This window comes from Pseudomonas sp. GD04015 (assembly GCF_029837675.1).
Taxonomy (GTDB): domain Bacteria; phylum Pseudomonadota; class Gammaproteobacteria; order Pseudomonadales; family Pseudomonadaceae; genus Aquipseudomonas; species Aquipseudomonas paralcaligenes.
On sequence record NZ_JAOEEE010000016.1, the window covers coordinates 33,152 to 50,020 of the forward strand.

The following is a 16,869-nucleotide window of genomic DNA, read 5'->3' on the forward strand; positions in this document are numbered from 1 at the left end:
AAGGCCGCTCCCACAAGAAAAGGTGCTGCATGTTCATCCGGGATTTCTCATCGCTGGTGGCGGATGCGTGGGTTGACCAGGCCGTAGAGGATGTCCACGACGAAGTTCACCAGGATCACCAGGCAGGCGATCAGCAGGATGCCGTTCTGCACCACCGGGTAGTCGCGGGCGCCGATGGCCTCGATCAGCCACTTGCCGATGCCCGGCCAGGAGAAGATGGTCTCGGTCAGCACGGCGCCGCCCAGCAGGCTGCCGACCTGCAGGCCGAACACGGTCAGCACCGGGATCAGCGCGTTGCGCAGGCCGTGGACGAACACCACGCGGGCCGGCGACAGGCCCGTGGCCCTGGCGGTGCGGATGTAGTCCTCGCGCAGCACTTCGAGCATGGCCGAGCGGGTCATGCGGGCGATCACCGCCAGGGGGATGGTGCCCAGCACCACTGCGGGCAGGATCAGGTGCATCAGGGCATCGCCGAACGCGCCTTCCTCGTCCGAGAGCAGGCTGTCGATCAGCATGAAGCCGGTGACCGGCTCGACGTCGTAGAGCAGGTCGAGGCGCCCGGACACCGGCGTCCAGCCCAGGTACACCGAGAAGAACATGATCAGCAGCAGGCCCCACCAGAAGATCGGCATGGAGTAGCCGGTCAGCGAGATGCCCATCACCCCGTGGTCGAACAGCGAGCCGCGCTTGAGCGCGGCGATCACGCCTGCGGCCACCCCCAGGGTGCCGGCGAACAGCAGGGCGGCCAGGGCCAGTTCCAGGGTCGCCGGGAACAGGGTGAGGAATTCGCTCCACACGCCCTCGCGGGTGCGCAGCGACTCGCCCAGGTCGCCTTGGGCCAGCTGGCCGATGTAGTCCAGGTACTGGGCCGGCAGCGGCTTGTCCAGGCCCAGGCGCTGCATGGCCTCGGCATGCGCCGCGGGATCGACCCGGCGCTCGCCCATCATCACCTCCACCGGGTCGCCGGGAATCAGGCGGATCAGCGCGAAGGTCAGCAGGGTGACGCCGAAGAAGGTCGGTATCAGCAGCCCCAGGCGCCGGGCGATGAAGGACAGCATGGCGTGGTGGTACTCCGGGTCGTCAGGTGGTGGCTTTCGCGCCCGGCCCGCGAAAGGGTCGGGGGGCGGGCTTTTCTCCCTCTCCCTTTGGGAAAGGGTTGGGGTGAGGGGGTCATAAGCAGTTCGGAGCCGCCTGGAATACCCTCACCCCCGGCCCCTCTCCCAAAGGGAGAGGGGAGAGTCATTGCTTGCGCCGCACATGGGCGAAGTTGTTGGAGCCCAGCGGGCTGAGCACGAAGCCTTCGACGTCCTTGCGCAGCACGGCGAACTGCCTGGGGTGGGCGAGGGCGATCCACGGCGCCTGGTCGTGGAAGATCGCCAGCGCCTCGCGGTACAGCGCCGCGCGGCGGTCGGGGTCGGCCACGCGGCGCGCCTCGCGCACCAGCAGGTCGAATTCCTTGTGACACCAGCCGGCCTGGTTCTCGCCGCTCTCGGCGGCGGCGCAGGACAGGTTCGGGGTGAGGAAGTTGTCCGGGTCGCCGTTGTCGCCGGCCCAGCCCATGAACACCAGGTCGTGCTCGCCGTTCTTGGCGCGCTTGATCAGCTCGCCCCACTCGAACACGCGGATCTCGGCCTGGATGCCGATGGTGGCCAAGTCGGCCTGCAGCATCTGCGCGCCGATGCCCGGGTTGGGATTGGTCGACCCGCCGCCGGGGCGAGTCCAGATCGACAGCTTCAGCCCCTGCTCGTGGCCGGCCTCGGCCATCAGCTTGCGGGCGCGCTCCACGTCCTTGGGCCAGGGCTGCAGGCGCTCGTCATAGCCGAGCAGGGTGGCCGGGTAGGGCGCCGCCGCCAGGCTGGCGTTGCCCTCGCCGTACTGGGCGCGCAGGTAGGCCTGGCGGTCGAAGGCCAGGTTGATGGCCTGGCGCACGCGCACGTCGTCCAGCGGCGGGCGGCGGGTGTTGAGGGCGACGTAGGCGGTCAGCAGCGAATCCAGTTCCAGCACCTGCAGGTCCTTGTTCTCGCGCAGGGCCGGCACGTCACTGGGGCGGGGGAACACGGCGACCTGGCAGGCGCCGGCCTTGAGCTGCTGGATGCGCGTGTTGGGATCGGGCGTGATGGCCAGCAGCAGGCGTTCCAGCGGCGGCTTGCCGCCCCAGTAGTGCGGGTTGCCGGCGAAGCGCACCTGGGCGTCCTTGGCGTAGCGCTCGAACACGAAGGGACCGGTGCCCACCGGATGGCTGTTGAGCTTGCCGGGGGTCTTCGCTGCCAGCAGCTGCCCGGCGTACTCGGCGGAATAGATGGAGGTGAAGCCCATGGCCAGGTCGGCCAGGAAGGGCGCCTCCGGGTGCTTCAGGGTGAAGCGCACGCGGTGCTCGTCGAGGGCCTCGATGCGCTCGATCAGCTCGGCGAAGCCCATGGCCTCGAAGTAGGGGAAGCCGCGTGGCGACAGGGCGTGCCAGGGGTGGTCCTGGTCGCGCTGGCGCTGGAAGCTCCACAGCACGTCGTCGGCGTTGAATTCGCGGCTCGGCTTGAACCAGGGCGTTTCGTGGAATTTCACGCCCCGGCGCAGGTTGAAGGTGTAGGTCAGGCCGTCCTCGCCGACCTCCCAGCTCTCGGCCAGGGCCGGGACGATGCGGGTGCTGCCGGGGGCGAACTGGACGAGGCGCTCGTACACCGTCTCCGCCGAGGCGTCGGCGGTGGTGGCGGCGGTGTACTGGACGATGTCGAAGCCTTCCGGGCTGGCCTCGGAGCAGACCACCAGGGACTGCTGGGCGAACGCCGGCAGGCCGGCGCCCAGGGCCAGGAGCAGCAGGAGAGTGCGCATCAGCGATCCTTCTGTGGGTGAGCGGGCTCTTGCGTCTGCACGGAGTTTACCCGCTGGCCAGGGCGATGGTCCTGTAAAGACTGCTTGCGACCTCGCGAGCTCTGAAAAAGCCTCCCTCTGTCACTCCCGCGCAAGCGGGAGCCCAGGCGCTGCGGGCCTCTGGGTTCCCGCCTGCGCGGGAATGACGACGGTTTCAGAGCATTCCTCGGGTCAGGCCTTGCCTGACCTTCGCTCGACGACTTTTCGTGCAGAACCTAGGGCAGTTGCACCTCGATCACCCCATCGGCGCTCATGCTCACCCGGCTGGTGCCGGCCTCGATCTGCGGTGCGGCCTCGCTCTTGCTGAAGCTGCCGCTGTCCATCGCCATCGCCCGCATCGGCATGATCGGCTGGAAGCCGCCGCTGTTGAGGTTCAGGCTGACCAGCTTGTAGCCCTTGCCGCCGACCGCCTCGGTGGCCAGCTGGGCGCGCGCCTTGAAGGCCTCCACGGCGCTCTTGATCAGGCCGTCCTCGCTGGATTTGCGGGTGTCCTCGGCGACGGCGAAGCTCATGTCGGCCATCTTCAGCTCGCCCAGCAGGTCGGCGGAGAGCTGGGACAGGCGGGCGAACTCGGCGCTTTCCAGGCGCAGCTCGGCGCGCTCGCGCCAGGCGCTGATCTTGCTGCCTTCCTTCTCGTACACCGGGTAGCTCTGCCGGCTGCCCAGGCTGACCTTGACGCCCTGGACCTTGCGCGCCTTGTCGAGGGCGGCGTTCAGGGTCTTGGTCACGCCGGCGGCCAGCTCCGCCGGGTCGTCGCTCTGCGCCTCGGTGTAGAGGGTCACGTACATGCGGTCGTGGGCCACTTCCTGGCTCACCTCGGCGCGCAGGGATACCTGGTTGTAGCGCGGCTCGTCGGCCATGGCCGGCAGGCTGGCGAAGGCGGCGCTCAGGCCGAGGGCGAGCGGGGCGGCGAAGCGGTTGAATGCGGGCATGGGAACTCCTTGCGGGTGATTGTCCTGGGGTTTGACGAAGGTTTCAGACTATTCGGGTCAAGGGCGGTTCGCCCATGACGATATTCTTCCGCTCGCCCAGCCGCCACCCGCGCGCGACGTCAGCCGATCAGGCTCAGCTCCTTGGCCCTGAACACCGCTTGCACCGTCGAGGGCGATTCGGAGCAGCCCGCCCAGCCAGGCCTGGGTCCGAGGGTGCCACTCCATCCCGGCCATGCCCATGCGCCGGCCCAGGGCCAGGCCTTCCAGCAGGGCGCCCTGGGCCTGGTGCAGGCGTTGCTCCAGCTCCGCTTCCAGATCCCGCTACCTGGCCCTGGGCATGAACAACCAGGAGAAGCGTGTCTACGACTACAGCCCCCAGGCCCTGCATAACATGGGCGTGCGCTGAAGTATTCGGTACATTTCTGGCCACCTTCGGATGGTCTTTTCGGGCTCATCGCGAAGTCTCCGGGAGAGCGGTTCTGGTACCGGGCTGGCAAGTGGTGCTGCAGTGTTGGCTGTTTTGGTGCCCAAACTGATTGCCGCGCCTTTGTTGATGTCTTTGTTTCGCCCTCCCAAGCGAGGAAAGTGCTGGCGTCCAGGCCACCATAGGAAAACGAAAACGGAGGCCGAAGCCTCCGTTTTCAGCAACAGAGCCGAGGCTTACAGCACCTCGAACAGCCCCGCCGCCCCCATGCCGCCGCCGACGCACATGGTGATCACCACATACTTCACGCCACGGCGCTTACCTTCCAGCAGGGCGTGGCCGACCATCCGCGCGCCGCTCATGCCGTAGGGGTGGCCGATGGAGATGGCGCCGCCGTTGACGTTGAGCTTGGCCGGGTCGATGCCGAGCTTCTGCGCGCTGTACAGCACCTGGCAGGCGAAGGCCTCGTTCAGTTCCCACAGGCCGATGTCGTCGACGGTCAGGCCGTGCTGCTTGAGCAGCTTGGGCACGGCGAACACCGGGCCGATGCCCATTTCCTCCGGGGCCAGGCCGGCCACGGCGATGCCGCGGTACAGGCCCAGCGGCTTGACGCCGCGCTGGGCGGCCAGTGCACCGTTCATCAGCACGCAGGCGCTGGCGCCGTCGGACAGTTGGCTGGCGTTGCCGGCGGTGATGCAGCCGCCTTCGATCACCGGCTTGAGCTTGGTCAGGTCTTCCAGCACGGTCTGCGGGCGGTTGCCTTCGTCCAGGCTCAGGGTGACCTCTTCGTAGCTGACCGCGCCGGTCTCCTTGTCGACCAGCTTCTTGCGCGCGGTGACCGGGACGATCTCGTTGGCGAATAGACCGGCGGCCTGGGCTGCGGCGGTGCGCTGCTGCGATTGCAGGGAGTAGGCGTCCTGCTCTTCGCGGCTGATGCCGTAGCGCTTGGCGACCAGCTCGGCGGTCTGCAGCATCGGCATGTAGGCGTGCTCGGCCATCTTCACCACGGCCGGGTCGTAGTCGGTGGCGGTCCACTTCATGTGGGTGTTCTGCACCAGGCTGATCTGTTCCTGGCCGGCGCCGACGGTGACGGCCATGCCGTCGACCATGATCTGCTTGGCGGCGATGGAGATGGCCATCAGGCCCGAGGCGCACTGGCGGTCGATGGTCTGCCCGCTGACCGACAGCGGCAGGCCGGCGGCCAGCAGCGACAGGCGCGCCAGGTTGGTGGAGGCGGTGCCGCCCTGCATGGCGGTGCCCATCACCACGTCCTCGATCTCGGCGGCTTCGATGCCGGCGCGCTCGACTGCGGCGCGCAGGGCGACGGCAGCCATGGACGGCGACTTGAGGTCGTTGAAGGCGCCGCGGAAGGCCTTGGCGATCGGCGTGCGGGCGGTGGAAACGATGACGGCGTCTTGCATGGCGGAATCCTCTGTTGTTGTCGTGTCAGGAGTGCAACAGGCGGGCAAGCGCCTGGCGCAGGTTTTCGGGAATCGGCACCGGCCGGTTGCTGGCGCGGTCGACGAAGACGTGGACGAAACGCCCGGCGGCGCAGGCCTCGTCCTCGCCTTCCTTGAAGATGGCCAGTTCGTACTGCACCGAGCTGTTGCCCAGCTTGCCGACCCGCAGGCCGACCTCGATGCGCTCGGGGAAGGCGATGGAGGCGAAGTAGTCGCAGGCCGAGCTGACCACGAAGCCGACCACCTGGCCGTCGTGGATGTCCAGGCCGCCGATCTCGATCAGGTAGGTGTTCACCGCGCTGTCGAAGAAACCGTAGTAGACGACGTTGTTGACGTGGCCGTAGACGTCGTTGTCGTGCCAGCGGGTGGTGATCGGCTGGAAGTGGAGGTAGTCGGCGCGGCGGTGCTGCGGTGGGTTCATGCTCGGTCCTCGTGTCGCGCTCAACCCTAAGCCCTCGGGGCGGCGCGGGAAACTTTGATTCGTGGGCTGTATTGCGGACTATTGGCTGGGGCCACCTCTCTCCCCTTTGGGAGAGGGAGTTACTCAGCAGGCGGTCTGGTAGCCGCGTAGGGCGGGTGAAACCCGCGACGGTCGTGCATCGGCGCGCGGGTTGCACCCGCCCTACGGTGGGGTCAGTAGGCGGCCTGGTAGATGGCCAGGGCGTCGGCCTCGCTCACCTCGCGTGGGTTGTTCACCAGCAGGCGCTGCTGCAGCATCGCGTCGCTGGCCAGGGTCGCCAGCATGTCCTGCGGCACGCCGGCGTCGCGCAGGCGGCTTGGCAGGCCGCAGCGCGGGTTGAGCGCGGCCAGTTCGTTGATGAACTCGGCGCAGCGCTGCTCGCTGCTGCCGTCGCGGAAGCGCTCGCCGAGCAGCAGCGGCGCCAGCTCGGCGTACAGCAGCGTGGCCGCCGGGGCGTTGAAGCGCAGCACGTGCGGCAGCACCAGGGCGTTGGACAGGCCGTGGGGAATGTGGAAGTGCCCGCCCAGCGGGTAGGCCAGGGCATGCACCGCCGCCACCGGCGCGTTGGCGAAGGCCTGGCCGGCCAGGCAGGCGCCGAGCAGCATGGCCTGGCGCGCCTCGCGGTTGCCGCCGTTGTGCACCGCCTCGTCCAGGTTGGCGGCGAGCAGGCGCAGGGCCTCGCGGGCCAGCAGGTCGGACAGCGGGTTCTTCTTCAGCCTGGTGGTGTAGGCCTCGATGGCGTGGACCATGGCGTCGATGCCGGTGGCGGCGGTCACCGCCGGCGGCAGGCCGAGGGTCAGTTCGGCGTCGAGCAGGGCCAGGTCCGGCAGCAGCAGGGGCGAGACCACGCCCATCTTGGTGGTTTCGCCGGTGGTGACGATGGAGATGGGGGTCACCTCCGAGCCGGTGCCGGCGGTGGTCGGCACCTGGATCAGCGGCAGGCGCTGGCCGCGCGCGTTGCCCACGCCGTAGATGTCCTGCAGCGACTGCGTGCCGTGCGGGTGGGCGAGCAGGGCGACCAGCTTGGCCACGTCCATCGAGCTGCCGCCGCCGAAGCCGACCACCAGGTCGGCGCCCAGCGCGCGGGCGCGCTCCACGGCGTTGAGCACGATGGCCTCGGGCGGATCGGCGATGACCTGGTCGAACACTTCCACGGCCACGCCGGCCGCGGCGAAGCCGGGCAGCACGCCGTCGAGCAGGCCGAAGCGGGTGATGCCCGGGTCGGTGACCAGCATCACCCGCCGCGCGCCGCGCTCGCGGCACAGTTCGGCGAGGCGGCCGCTGGCGCCGGCTTCGCAGAGAATCTGCGCGGTGGTGGCGAAACTGAAGGGTTGCATGGCGATTCCTCCGAACAGGGTCATGGCTGCACCGGCGCCGGGCGCTGGCGGGCGAAGAAGTCCCAGATGGCGCGCGGGCCGTCGAAGCCGGACAGGGTGGGGCCGAGCAGGCGCGGGGCGCGGAAGCCGGCCTGGGGCAGCAGGTGGCCGCCGCCGATCACGCCGTACAGGGTGACCTCGGCGCGGCCCTCGGCCTGCCAGCGGTCGAGGTCGACGCGGCGGGCGGGCTCGCCGGCGTCGCGCCAGGCGCTTTCGCGGCGCACGTCCTTCGCGGCGTGGCCGGCGCGCTCGGCGAAGTACCGCGCCGACTCGAAGGCCGAGCGCACGGTGCCGCGGTCGCCGAAGCCGAACAGGGTGACGCGGCCGCCGTTGTAGGGGTTGATCGGGTCGCGGGTGCCGTTCATGAACAGCACCGGGGGGGCGCCGTCGACGGGCTGGCAGGCCAGGTTGTCCGGCGTCGGCAGGTTGGCCGCCACGGCGGCGACGCCGGCCAGCAGCCGCGGCTGCTCCAGGGCGATGCGCAGGCCCAGGTGGCCGCCGTTGGAGTAGCCGGCGAGGAAGGCGCGGCCCGGGTCGACTCGCTGCTGCTCGGCGAAGCGCCGGATCAGCGCGGCGATGAGGCCTACGTCGTCGACGTTCTGCGCGCGCGCCGGGTAGTCGGCGGTGGCGCGGCAGTCGTTCCAGTTGCGCTCGAAGCCTTGCGGGTAGACGACGATGAAGCCGTGCTCGTCGGCCAGGCGCTCGAATTCATAGGCGCTGAAGGTGCGGATGTCCTCGACGGTCTGCAGCGAGCCGTGCAGGACGAACAGCAGCGGCGCGCCGGCGGGCAGCCCGGCCGGGATATAGAAGGCGTAGTCGCGCGGCAGGCCGCCGACCTCGATCTGCCCGTGTTGCAGGCTGGCGCTCAGCGTCGGTGCGTCGGGCTTGGGGGCGTACAGGAAATAGGCGTACAGCCCGCCGAGCAGGGCGGCGAGCAGCAGGAGGACGCAGAGGGCTGTTTTTGTTTTTTTCACCACAAGTCTCTCGGTTGTCAGGGCCGCTCCGGTAGGGCGGGTGAAACCCGCGCGGGTTGCACCCGCCCTACGGGAGCGGCAGGTCAGGTCAGAACGCGAAACTCTCCTCCGGCATCGCCATCAGGCAGTCCGCGCCGCCCAGCAGGGCCTTGCGGTGGCTGCTGGCGCGCGGCAGCACGCGGCGCAGGTAGAACGTCGCGCTGTGCAGCTTGGCCTGGTAGAAGGCCGCCTCGCCGGTGCCCGCGTCCAGCGCGCGCTGGGCGGTGGCGGCTGCCTGCAGCCAGAAGCCGGCCAGCAACACATAGGCCGAGTACTGCAGGAAGTCCACCGAGGTGGCGCCGATTTCCTGGGCGTCGCGCTGGCTGCTGGCGATCACCTGTGTCGCCAGTTCGCGCCACTGCTCCAGGCGCGCCGTCACCACGCCCGCCGCTTCGGCCAGGGCCGGGTGCGCCGCCGCCGTGTCGGCGAGCGCGGCGAATTCGTCGATCAGCGCGTTCAGCTCCGCGCCGCCGTCGCCGAGCAGCTTGCGGCGGATCAGGTCGAGCGCCTGGATGCCGTTGGTGCCTTCATAGAGTTGCGTGATGCGGCTGTCGCGCATCAGTTGCTCCATGCCCCACTCGCGGATGAAGCCGTGGCCGCCGTACACCTGCACGCCGTGGCTGGCGGATTCCTGGCCCATGTCGGTGAAGAACGCCTTGACGATAGGGATCAGCAGCGCGGCGCGCTTGGCCGCCGCCTTGCGCTCGGCCGGCTCGCCCGCGCCGTGCTCCAGGTCGAGTTGGCGCGCGGTGTAGGCGGCGAGCATGCGGCAGCCTTCGACCAGGGTCTTCTGGGTCAGCAGCATGCGCCGTACGTCCGGGTGAACGATGATCGGGTCGGCCGCCTTGTCGGGCGCCACAGCGCCGGCCAGGCCGCGCGACTGCAGGCGCTCGCGGGCGTAGCGCAGGGCGCCCTGGAAGGCCGCCTCGCCCAGGCCAAGGCCCTGCAGGCCGACCTGGAAGCGCGCGTCGTTCATCATGGTGAACATGCAGGCCAGGCCCTGGTTGGCCTCGCCGACCAGCCAGCCGGTGGCGCCGTCGAAGTTCATCACGCAGGTGGAGGCGCCCTTGATGCCCATCTTGTGTTCGATGGCGCCGCAGCTCACGGCGTTGGCCGCGCCCGGGGTGCCGTCGGCGTTGGCGACGAACTTGGGCACCAGCAGCAGGCTGATGCCCTTGACGCCGGCCGGGGCGTCCGGCAGGCGCGCCAGCACCAGGTGGACGATGTTCTCGGACAGGTCCTGCTCGCCGCCGCTGATGAAGATCTTGCTGCCGCTGACCCGGTAGCTGCCGTCGGCCTGGGGCTCGGCGCGGGTGCGCAGCAGGGCCAGGTCGGTGCCGGCCTGGGGCTCGGTCAGGCACATGGTGCCGGTCCACTGGCCGCTGACCAGCTTGCCCAGGTAGGCGTGCTTCAGTTCGGCGCTGCCGTGCTTGTCCAGCGCCAGCACCGCGCCCTCGGTGAGGCCGGAGTAGACGCGGAACGACAGCGAGGCGCCCATCAGCATCTCGTGGAAGGCGAAGGCCACCAGCTGCGGGAAGCCCTGGCCGCCGAAGTCGACCGGCCCGGTCATGCTCGCCCAGCCGTTGTCCACGTACTGCTGGTAGGCGGCGCGGAAGCCCTTGGGCGTGCTGACCTTGCCGTCCACCAGCTGGCAGCCTTCCTCGTCGCTGTTGCGGTTGAGCGGGGCGATCTCGTTGCCGGTGAAGGCGGCGGCTTCTTCCAGCACGCCGTCGATCAGCTCGCGGTCCAGGCCGTTGCCCAGGCGCGCGCAGTGGCCGGCCACGTCGAACAGCTCGTGGAGGACGAAGCGCATGTCGCGCAGGGGCGCCTGGTAGCTCATGCGCGGCCCTCCTGCACGTCGGCGAAGCGCTTGCCTTCGGCGGCCAGGCGCTCGATCAGCGCGGCCGGCTGCCAGTGGGTGCCGTGGCGCTCGGCCAGGTCCAGCAGGCGCTGGCGGATGGCGGCCACGCCCTGGGCGTCGGCCCAGGCCATCGGCCCGCCCTTGTCGGCCGGGAAGCCGTAGCCGTTGAGGTACACCAGGTCGATGTCGTGGGCGTTAGTGGCGATGTTCTCTTCGAGAATCTTGGCGCCTTCGTTGACCAGGGCCAGCAGGCAGCGCTCGAGGATTTCCTCCGGGCCGATGGCGCGGCGCGCGTAGCCGAGGCGCTCGGCCTCGCGCTGCACCAGGGCGTCCACTTCCGGGTCGTGCTCGGCCTGGCGGCTGCCCGGCGCGTAGGTGTAGTAGCCCTTGCCGGACTTCTGGCCGAAGCGGCCGAGTTCGCACAGGCGGTTGTCGACCTGCACCTGGGGCACGTCCTGGCCCTGGCCGGCCAGTTCGCGGGCGCGCCATTCCAGGTCGATGCCGACCACGTCGTACATGCGGAACGGGCCCATGGCGAAGCCGAAGCCCTGCAGGGCGGTGTCCACCTGGTGCGGATAGGCGCCTTCGAGGAGCATGCTGCGCGCCTCGAACACGTAGGTGTGGAGCATGCGGTTGCCGATGAAGCCGTCGCAGTTGCCGGCCACCACGCTGACCTTGCCGATGCGCTGGCCGAGGGCCAGGGCGGCGTCGAGCACGGCCGGGGCGGTGTTGGCGCCGCGCACGATCTCCAGCAGCTTCATGATGTGCGCCGGGCTGAAGAAGTGCAGGCCGAGCACGTCCTGCGGGCGCTGGGTGACGGCGGCGATAGCGTCGATGTTCAGCGCCGAGGTGTTGCTGGCGAGGATGGCGCCCTGCTTCACGGTGCGGTCGAGGGTGCGGAAGATCTCCTGCTTGAGTTCGAGGTTCTCGTACACCGCCTCGATCACCAGATCGACCCCGGCCAGCGCGGCGTAGTCGGCCACCGCCTGGATGCGCGAACGGCGCAGGCTGGCCTCGCCGGTGCTGATGCGGCCCTTGGCGACGTTCTGCGCCCAGGTGTCCTCGGCCATCTGCAGGCCGGCCTCGACCATCTGCGGGTTGTTGTCCAGCCACAGCACCGGGATGCCGGCGTTGGCCAGGCTGATGACGATGCCACGGCCCATGGTGCCCGCGCCGATCACGGCGGCCTGTTCGATCTTGTACTGGTTACTCATAGCCTTCCCTCGGTCACGTAAAACACAACTGACGCACAGTAAGTTCGCGGGTACTATTTGGGAAATTTTGACTTGTGATAAGTTGAATTCTCCTCGTGAATATATCGACCTTCGATCTCAACCTGCTGCGGGTGCTCGACGCGCTGCTGCGCGAGCGCAACGTGTCGCGCGCCGCCGAGCGCCTGGCACTGAGCCAGCCGGCGGTGAGCAACGCGCTGAACCGCCTGCGCGATCTGCTCGACGACCCGCTGCTGGTGCGCGTCGGCCGGGCCATGCAGCCGACGCCGCGGGCGCTGGAGCTGGAGGCGCCGATCCGCGCGGCGCTGCGCCAGATCGAGGAGAGCCTGAGCGGCGCCGAGCGCTTCGAGCCGGCGCGCAGCCGCCAGCGTTTCACCATCGCCCTCACCGACTACGCCGAGATGCTGCTGATGCCGCGCCTGCTGGCGCACCTGGCCGGGCAGGCGCCGGGCATCCGCATCGACGTGCAGCACCTGTCGCCTCGGTTGCCGAGCGAGGCCCTGGAGAAGGGCGAGATCGACCTCGCCCTAGGCCGCTTCGAGGCCCTGCCGCCGCGCTTCTGCGGTGTGCCCTGGATGAGCGAGACCCTGCAGCTGGTGGCCCACCGCGACCATCCGCAACTGCGCGACGGGCTGGACCTGAACACCTTCCTGCGCCTGCGCCATCTGTGGGTGCACGGCGGGCAGACCCGCGGCATGGTCGAGCAGTGGCTCGGCGAGCAGGGCCTGACCCGGGAGATCGTCTACACCACGCCCAACTACCTGCAGGCGGCGCACATCGCCGCCAGCGGCGATCTGGTGGCGGTGCTGCCGACGCGGCTGGCCCGTTACTTCGCCGGGCTGCTGCCGCTGAGCCTGCACGCGCTGCCGTTCGAGCTGGGGCCGTTCCAGCTGGAGATCGTCAGCCTCGACCTGCGCCGCCGGGACATGGCCCTGCAGTGGCTGATCGAGCAGATCGGCTCGCTCGGCGACGCCCGGGGCTGACCGTTCGTCGCATTCTGCGCGCTGCGCCGGCCGCGCAGGCGAAGCGGCGCGCCGTTGCATTGGCCCTTTCGCCAGCGCAACGGTGCCTGCGGCGTCGACGCCTCTGGGACGGGCGATTCCGCCGAGCGGCCCGGCGCGCTTTGGGCATGGGAGACCGTAAACGCCTGGAAAAGTGCTAGACCATCTGCGTCGGCGCCTTATGCCTCATCCGCCTAAAGCAGGGCTCTGCGACGCCATAGACTGAGGTTCCCAGGCCGGAAAACCAGGGAGAAGCCTATGGCCATCGCCATCAGCCCGATAACTGACACGCTTTACCAAACGCGCCCGTTGCGCGCGATCGACGACAGCGGCACCGCGGTGGGCGCCGTGCGCAACCGCGCCGACAGCGAACTCGATCCCACCCGATCCGAGCGTCTGCAGGACCGCCTCGAACTGGCCCGCGAACGGGCCGCCGAGCGTTTCGCCCGCCAGCAGGAGCTGGCCGAAGAGCGCCGCGAGGCGCTGCGCGAGGAACTCGCGGAGCAGGCGCGCCAGACCAACGAGGAGGCCATCAGCAACCTGCAGGACCGCCTGCGCCAGCAGCAGGTGGAGCGCTTCCTGGAGGCGCGGCAGGTCGATCAGGACCTGAACGCCGAACGTAGCGATCCGTCGAACCCGCAGGCCCTCGCCCTGCCGCGCGCCGACGCCGGCCAGCTGACCTTCGGCCCGGCGCAGACGGTGACCACGCGCACGGCCATCGAGGCCATTACCACCTACCAGCAGACCCGCGACCTGATCGCCTAACGGCCGTCGCGCCGCTCCTCGCGGGCGGCGCGGTCCGCCCGGCTGCCGAGGTACCAGCCGAGCAGCCCCCACAGCGCGGCGCAGGCCGCGCCCACCAGCGCCACCAGCGCGACGCCCTGGCCGAGGGTGTCGAGCAGGCTCTTGGCCCAGCCGCTGAGCGCGTCGCCGCCGCGATAGACCACGGTGTCGATGAAGTTCTTCGCCTTGTACTTGGTCTCCGCGTCCAGCGGGGCGAACAGCATCTCGCGGCCGGGGCGGACGAAGGCGTATTCGCCGATCCGCCGCACGATCATCAGCGCCGCCAGCACGGCGAAGGTCGGCGCCAGGGCCAGGCCGAGGAAGCCCAGGGCCATCAGCGCCGGCACCCCGGCCAGCAGCACGCGGATGCCCAGGCGCTGGGCCACCCGCCCGGTGATGAATAGCTGCGAGGCCAGCGCGCCGGCCTGCACCACGAAGTCGATGATGCCGAACACCCGCACCTGGGCGTCGCGCTCGGGGAACAGTTCGGCCACCAGCCGCGCCTGCTCGAAATAGAGGAAGGTGCTGACCGTCGCCAGCAGGATCACGAAGGCCGACACGCCGAGCAGGTAGGGCGAGCGCAGCACCCGGGTGAGGCCGCTGAACGGGTTGCCCGGCACCGGCCGCCGCGGGTTCTCGCTGGGCGCGGCGCCGGGGCGGCCAGCGCCGGCGACCTCGCGCCAGGCCATCAGCCGCTGCTTGAGCAGCAGGGCCGCCACCAGCAGCGCGGCAGCCAGCAGGGTCAGCCCGGCGGCGTCCAGCGTGGCGATCAACAGGGCGCTGAGCGCCGGCCCGGCCAACCCGCCGACGCTGGCGCCGGCGGCGATGAAGGCGAACAGGCGCCGGGCCTGGGCGCTGTCGAACACGTCGGCCATCAGGCTCCAGGCCAGCGACACGACGAACAGGTTGTACACCGAGATCCACACGTAGAACGCGCGCGCCAGCCCCACGCTGTCGCCGAGGGCGGCGAACAGCGCGGCGAAGGCCAGCAGGTTGAGGGTGAAGAAGCCGAATACCCAGTCGACGAAGCGGCGGCGCGGCACCCGCGAGTTGAGCCAGGCGAACAGCGGCACCGCCAGCAGCATGGCGACGAAGGTGGCGGTGAACAGCCACTGCAGGTGCTCCACGCCGGCCTGGATGCCCATCGACTCGCGGATCGGGCGCAGCATGAAGTAGCCGCAGAACAGGCAGAAGAACAGGGCGAAGCCGGTCAGGGCGGCGTCCAGCTCGCCGGCCTCGGCGTTGATCGCCCGCGCCAGGCGCCGGCGCATGCTCAGGCGAACAGCTCGACGATGCGCCGCCGCTGCCCTTCGTCCGGCAGGCGGCCATGGCCGGCCTGCAGGTTGTCGGCCATGTAGCGGGCCTTGGAGGTGGCGGGGATCACCGCCGTCACCGCCGGGTTGGCGAGGATGTACTTGAGCATCAGCTGGGCCCAGGAGCCGGCGTCCAGTTCCGCCCTGGCCCACTCGGGCAGGTCCTTGCCGCGCACCTTGTCGAACAGGGCGGCGCGCTGGAACGGCCGATTGATCAGCACGGCGATGCCCTTGTCGGCGCAGAACGGCAGCAGCTCGCGCTCGGCGTTGCGCTCGCCGATGGAGTAGTTGAACTGGACGAAGTCCAGCGGCTCGCGGCGCAGCACCTCCAGCAGGCGCTCGTGGGCGGCGTCGAGGTAGTGGGTGACGCCGATGTAGCGCACCTTGCCCTGTTCCTTCAGCTCGCGCAGCAGCTTGGGCTGGGTCTCGGTGTCCTGCAGGTTGTGCACCTGCAGCAGGTCGATCCGTTCGGTGCCGAGGTCCGCGAAGCTGGCCTCGATCTGCCGCAGTCCGGCCTCGCGTCCGCTGGAGGACACCTTGCTGGCGAGGAACAGCCGGTCGCGCGCGCCGGCCGCCAGCGCGCCGCACACCGCCTCGGCGCGGCCGTAGCTGGGCGCGGTGTCGACCAGGCTGGCGCCGCCGCCGATCAGGGTGGCCATGACCTCGCGCAGCGGCGCCAGGTGCGCCTCGTCGAGCGGTACGTCGTGGGTGCGCGAGGTGCCCAGGCCGATCGCCGGCAGCAGCTCGCCGCTGGAGGGAATCCTGCGCCGCAGCAGGCCGCCGCTGTCCGCGGCCCACGACAGGTTGGGCAGCAGCGGGCCGAGGGCGGCCAGGGCGGCGACGCCGGTGGTGTGCTGGAGGAAGCGACGGCGAGTGGGCATGGCGAGGGTCTCCCGTGTCGGTGGCGGTCCGGACAGTGATAGACCCTCATGCCGGCCCGTGGGTGCCGGGGCAATATCCGGTAACCAAACCAGGCGCGCGGAAAGACAGTGCTTTGGCGCGGCGGGAGCGTTCGCCCCGCGCCGGCCTGGATTAGGCTGCGGGCATTCCAACAACAAGGAACATCGCCATGCGCAAGCTGTTGTCGCTGATCGCGCTCGCCGGCTTCGGCTACCTGCTGTTCTGGCCCACCCCGTTGCAGCCGGTGGCCTGGCAACCCGGCGCGCTGCCGCCGGCCGCCGGCGTGTGGGCGCCGAACGCCCGGCTGGACGGCGCGGTGCTGGAACAGGCCGGCCTGGACGGCCCGGACACGGTGGTGGTGGACGGCGAGGGGCGCCGCTACAGCGGCATCGGCGACGGCCGCATCCTGCGCTGGCACGCCGGCCGGGAGGCGCAGACCTTCGTCGCCCTGGACGGCCGCCCGGTGGGCATGAACTTCGGCCCGGACGGCAGCCTGTACGCGGCCGACGAGGCCAACGCCAAGGTCTGGCAGGTGACGCCCGAAGGCCGGGCGCGGGTGCTGGTGGAGAGCGACGCGCGCCAGCGTTTCACCTTCCTCAACGACGTGTTCGTCGCCCGCGACGGCCGCCTGTTCTTCACCGAGGCCTCCAGCCGCTGGGGCCTGGCCGACAACAAGCGGGCGCTGCTGGAGCATGGCGGCGACGGCGCCGTGTTCGTGCGCCACCCGGACGGCCGCATCGAGCGCGTGCTGGACGGCCTGGAGTTCGCCAACGGCGTGGTGCTGAGCGCGGACGAGTCCTACCTGCTGGTGGCGGAGACCGGCGCCTACCGCGTCACCCGCCTGTGGCTCGTGGGCCAGCGCGCCGGCCAGCGCGAGGTGCTGGTGGACGACCTGCCGGGCTTCCCCGGCGACCTGTCGCTGGCGCCGGACGGCAGCTACTGGTGTTCCTTCTTCTCGCCGCGCAAGCCGCTGCTCGACGCGCTGGCACCCTGGCCGTTCCTGCGCAAGGTGGCCTCGCGCCTGCCGCCGGCGCTGCTGGCCAGGCCGAGCCGCTACCCCCACGTGTTCCGCTTCGACGGCGAGGGGCGCGTGCTGGAGAGCCTGCAGGCGTCGCCCGACAGCGACCTGCCCAGCTTCAGCAGCGTGGTGCAGCACGGCGACGAGCTGCTGCTGGGCACGCCGGGCGGGGTCGGCGAGATCGATGCGGACCGCGCCTACCGGGTGCGCCTGCGCTGACCCGGGGCGGGC

The 16,869-nt window shown here is 70.2% G+C and carries 14 protein-coding genes; 3 read left to right on the plus strand and 11 right to left on the minus strand.

Translation table 11 applies throughout. The features are described from left to right. Positions 1–47 precede the first annotated feature (47 nt). The 9 genes from N7640_RS14905 to N7640_RS14945 all read right to left on the minus strand — a co-directional run bounded on the left by N7640_RS14905 (position 48) and on the right by N7640_RS14945 (position 11,605). A complete protein-coding gene (locus N7640_RS14905) occupies positions 48–1,058 on the minus strand; it encodes an ABC transporter permease subunit (RefSeq protein ID WP_279902710.1) in 1,011 nt (336 codons plus the stop codon). A 181-nt stretch (positions 1,059–1,239) separates the two neighbouring features. Beyond that, positions 1,240–2,826 (minus strand): ABC transporter substrate-binding protein, encoded by a 1,587-nt coding sequence (locus tag N7640_RS14910; RefSeq protein ID WP_279902709.1) that lies wholly within the window; start codon positions 2,824–2,826, stop codon positions 1,240–1,242. 254 nt (positions 2,827–3,080) lie between these two features. Continuing rightward, positions 3,081–3,797, minus strand: a complete 717-nt coding sequence (locus tag N7640_RS14915) for an SIMPL domain-containing protein (protein WP_279902708.1) — start codon at positions 3,795–3,797, stop codon at positions 3,081–3,083. Positions 3,798–4,457: 660 nt separating this feature from the next. Beyond that, positions 4,458–5,642, minus strand: a complete 1,185-nt coding sequence (locus tag N7640_RS14920) for an acetyl-CoA C-acyltransferase (protein WP_220812075.1) — start codon at positions 5,640–5,642, stop codon at positions 4,458–4,460. A 25-nt stretch (positions 5,643–5,667) separates the two neighbouring features. Further along, positions 5,668–6,102 (minus strand): thioesterase family protein, encoded by a 435-nt coding sequence (locus N7640_RS14925; protein WP_279902707.1) that lies wholly within the window; start codon positions 6,100–6,102, stop codon positions 5,668–5,670. 212 nt (positions 6,103–6,314) lie between these two features. Then, on the minus strand, positions 6,315–7,478 hold the full coding sequence (locus N7640_RS14930; protein ID WP_279902706.1) for an iron-containing alcohol dehydrogenase: 1,164 nt from the start codon (positions 7,476–7,478) through the stop codon (positions 6,315–6,317). Positions 7,479–7,498: 20 nt separating this feature from the next. After that, a complete protein-coding gene (locus N7640_RS14935; RefSeq protein ID WP_279902705.1) occupies positions 7,499–8,491 on the minus strand; it encodes a PHB depolymerase family esterase in 993 nt (330 codons plus the stop codon). 88 nt (positions 8,492–8,579) lie between these two features. Continuing rightward, positions 8,580–10,370 carry an acyl-CoA dehydrogenase C-terminal domain-containing protein gene (locus N7640_RS14940; RefSeq protein WP_279902704.1) on the minus strand — a complete coding sequence of 597 codons (1,791 nt, stop codon included), beginning with the start codon at positions 10,368–10,370 and terminating at the stop codon, positions 8,580–8,582. Continuing rightward, positions 10,367–11,605: a 3-hydroxyacyl-CoA dehydrogenase gene (locus N7640_RS14945; protein WP_279902703.1), complete on the minus strand. Its 1,239-nt coding sequence runs from the start codon at positions 11,603–11,605 to the stop codon at positions 10,367–10,369. Before N7640_RS14945 ends, N7640_RS14940 begins: the two co-directional genes overlap by 4 nt. A gap of 95 nt (positions 11,606–11,700) precedes the next feature. Between N7640_RS14945 and N7640_RS14950 the strand changes: the two genes are divergently transcribed. Then, complete coding sequence (locus N7640_RS14950; protein WP_220812087.1) at positions 11,701–12,606, plus strand: LysR family transcriptional regulator; 906 nt, start codon at positions 11,701–11,703, stop codon at positions 12,604–12,606. Positions 12,607–12,882: 276 nt separating this feature from the next. After that, positions 12,883–13,389 carry a hypothetical protein gene (locus N7640_RS14955; RefSeq protein ID WP_279902702.1) on the plus strand — a complete coding sequence of 169 codons (507 nt, stop codon included), beginning with the start codon at positions 12,883–12,885 and terminating at the stop codon, positions 13,387–13,389. Here the strand turns inward: N7640_RS14955 and N7640_RS14960 are convergent. Further along, entirely contained in the window at positions 13,386–14,678 is a 1,293-nt protein-coding gene (locus tag N7640_RS14960) for an MFS transporter (protein WP_279902701.1), read from the minus strand. The genes N7640_RS14955 and N7640_RS14960 overlap by 4 nt on opposite strands. A 2-nt stretch (positions 14,679–14,680) precedes the next feature. Continuing rightward, the gene (locus tag N7640_RS14965; protein WP_279902700.1) at positions 14,681–15,601 is read right to left on the minus strand and encodes an aldo/keto reductase; all 921 of its coding nucleotides are present in this window, start codon (positions 15,599–15,601) and stop codon (positions 14,681–14,683) included. A 188-nt stretch (positions 15,602–15,789) separates the two neighbouring features. Between N7640_RS14965 and N7640_RS14970 the strand changes: the two genes are divergently transcribed. Continuing rightward, on the plus strand, positions 15,790–16,857 hold the full coding sequence (locus tag N7640_RS14970; RefSeq protein ID WP_279902699.1) for an SMP-30/gluconolactonase/LRE family protein: 1,068 nt from the start codon (positions 15,790–15,792) through the stop codon (positions 16,855–16,857). Positions 16,858–16,869: the final 12 nt, after the last annotated feature.

Excerpts from the sequence above, each read along its gene's own strand:
- N7640_RS14960 (WP_279902701.1), bottom strand. The coding sequence starts at position 14,678 with ATGCGCCGGCGCCTGGCGCGGGCGATCAACGCCGAGGCCGGCGAGCTG.
- N7640_RS14920 (WP_220812075.1), bottom strand. The coding sequence starts at position 5,642 with ATGCAAGACGCCGTCATCGTTTCCACCGCCCGCACGCCGATCGCCAAG.
- N7640_RS14940 (WP_279902704.1), bottom strand. The coding sequence starts at position 10,370 with ATGAGCTACCAGGCGCCCCTGCGCGACATGCGCTTCGTCCTCCACGAG.
- N7640_RS14930 (WP_279902706.1), bottom strand. The coding sequence starts at position 7,478 with ATGCAACCCTTCAGTTTCGCCACCACCGCGCAGATTCTCTGCGAAGCC.
- N7640_RS14905 (WP_279902710.1), bottom strand. The coding sequence starts at position 1,058 with ATGCTGTCCTTCATCGCCCGGCGCCTGGGGCTGCTGATACCGACCTTC.
- N7640_RS14955 (WP_279902702.1), top strand. The coding sequence starts at position 12,883 with ATGGCCATCGCCATCAGCCCGATAACTGACACGCTTTACCAAACGCGC.
- N7640_RS14925 (WP_279902707.1), bottom strand. The coding sequence starts at position 6,102 with ATGAACCCACCGCAGCACCGCCGCGCCGACTACCTCCACTTCCAGCCG.
- N7640_RS14910 (WP_279902709.1), bottom strand. The coding sequence starts at position 2,826 with ATGCGCACTCTCCTGCTGCTCCTGGCCCTGGGCGCCGGCCTGCCGGCG.
- N7640_RS14965 (WP_279902700.1), bottom strand. The coding sequence starts at position 15,601 with ATGCCCACTCGCCGTCGCTTCCTCCAGCACACCACCGGCGTCGCCGCC.
- N7640_RS14915 (WP_279902708.1), bottom strand. The coding sequence starts at position 3,797 with ATGCCCGCATTCAACCGCTTCGCCGCCCCGCTCGCCCTCGGCCTGAGC.
- N7640_RS14945 (WP_279902703.1), bottom strand. The coding sequence starts at position 11,605 with ATGAGTAACCAGTACAAGATCGAACAGGCCGCCGTGATCGGCGCGGGC.
- N7640_RS14970 (WP_279902699.1), top strand. The coding sequence starts at position 15,790 with ATGCGCAAGCTGTTGTCGCTGATCGCGCTCGCCGGCTTCGGCTACCTG.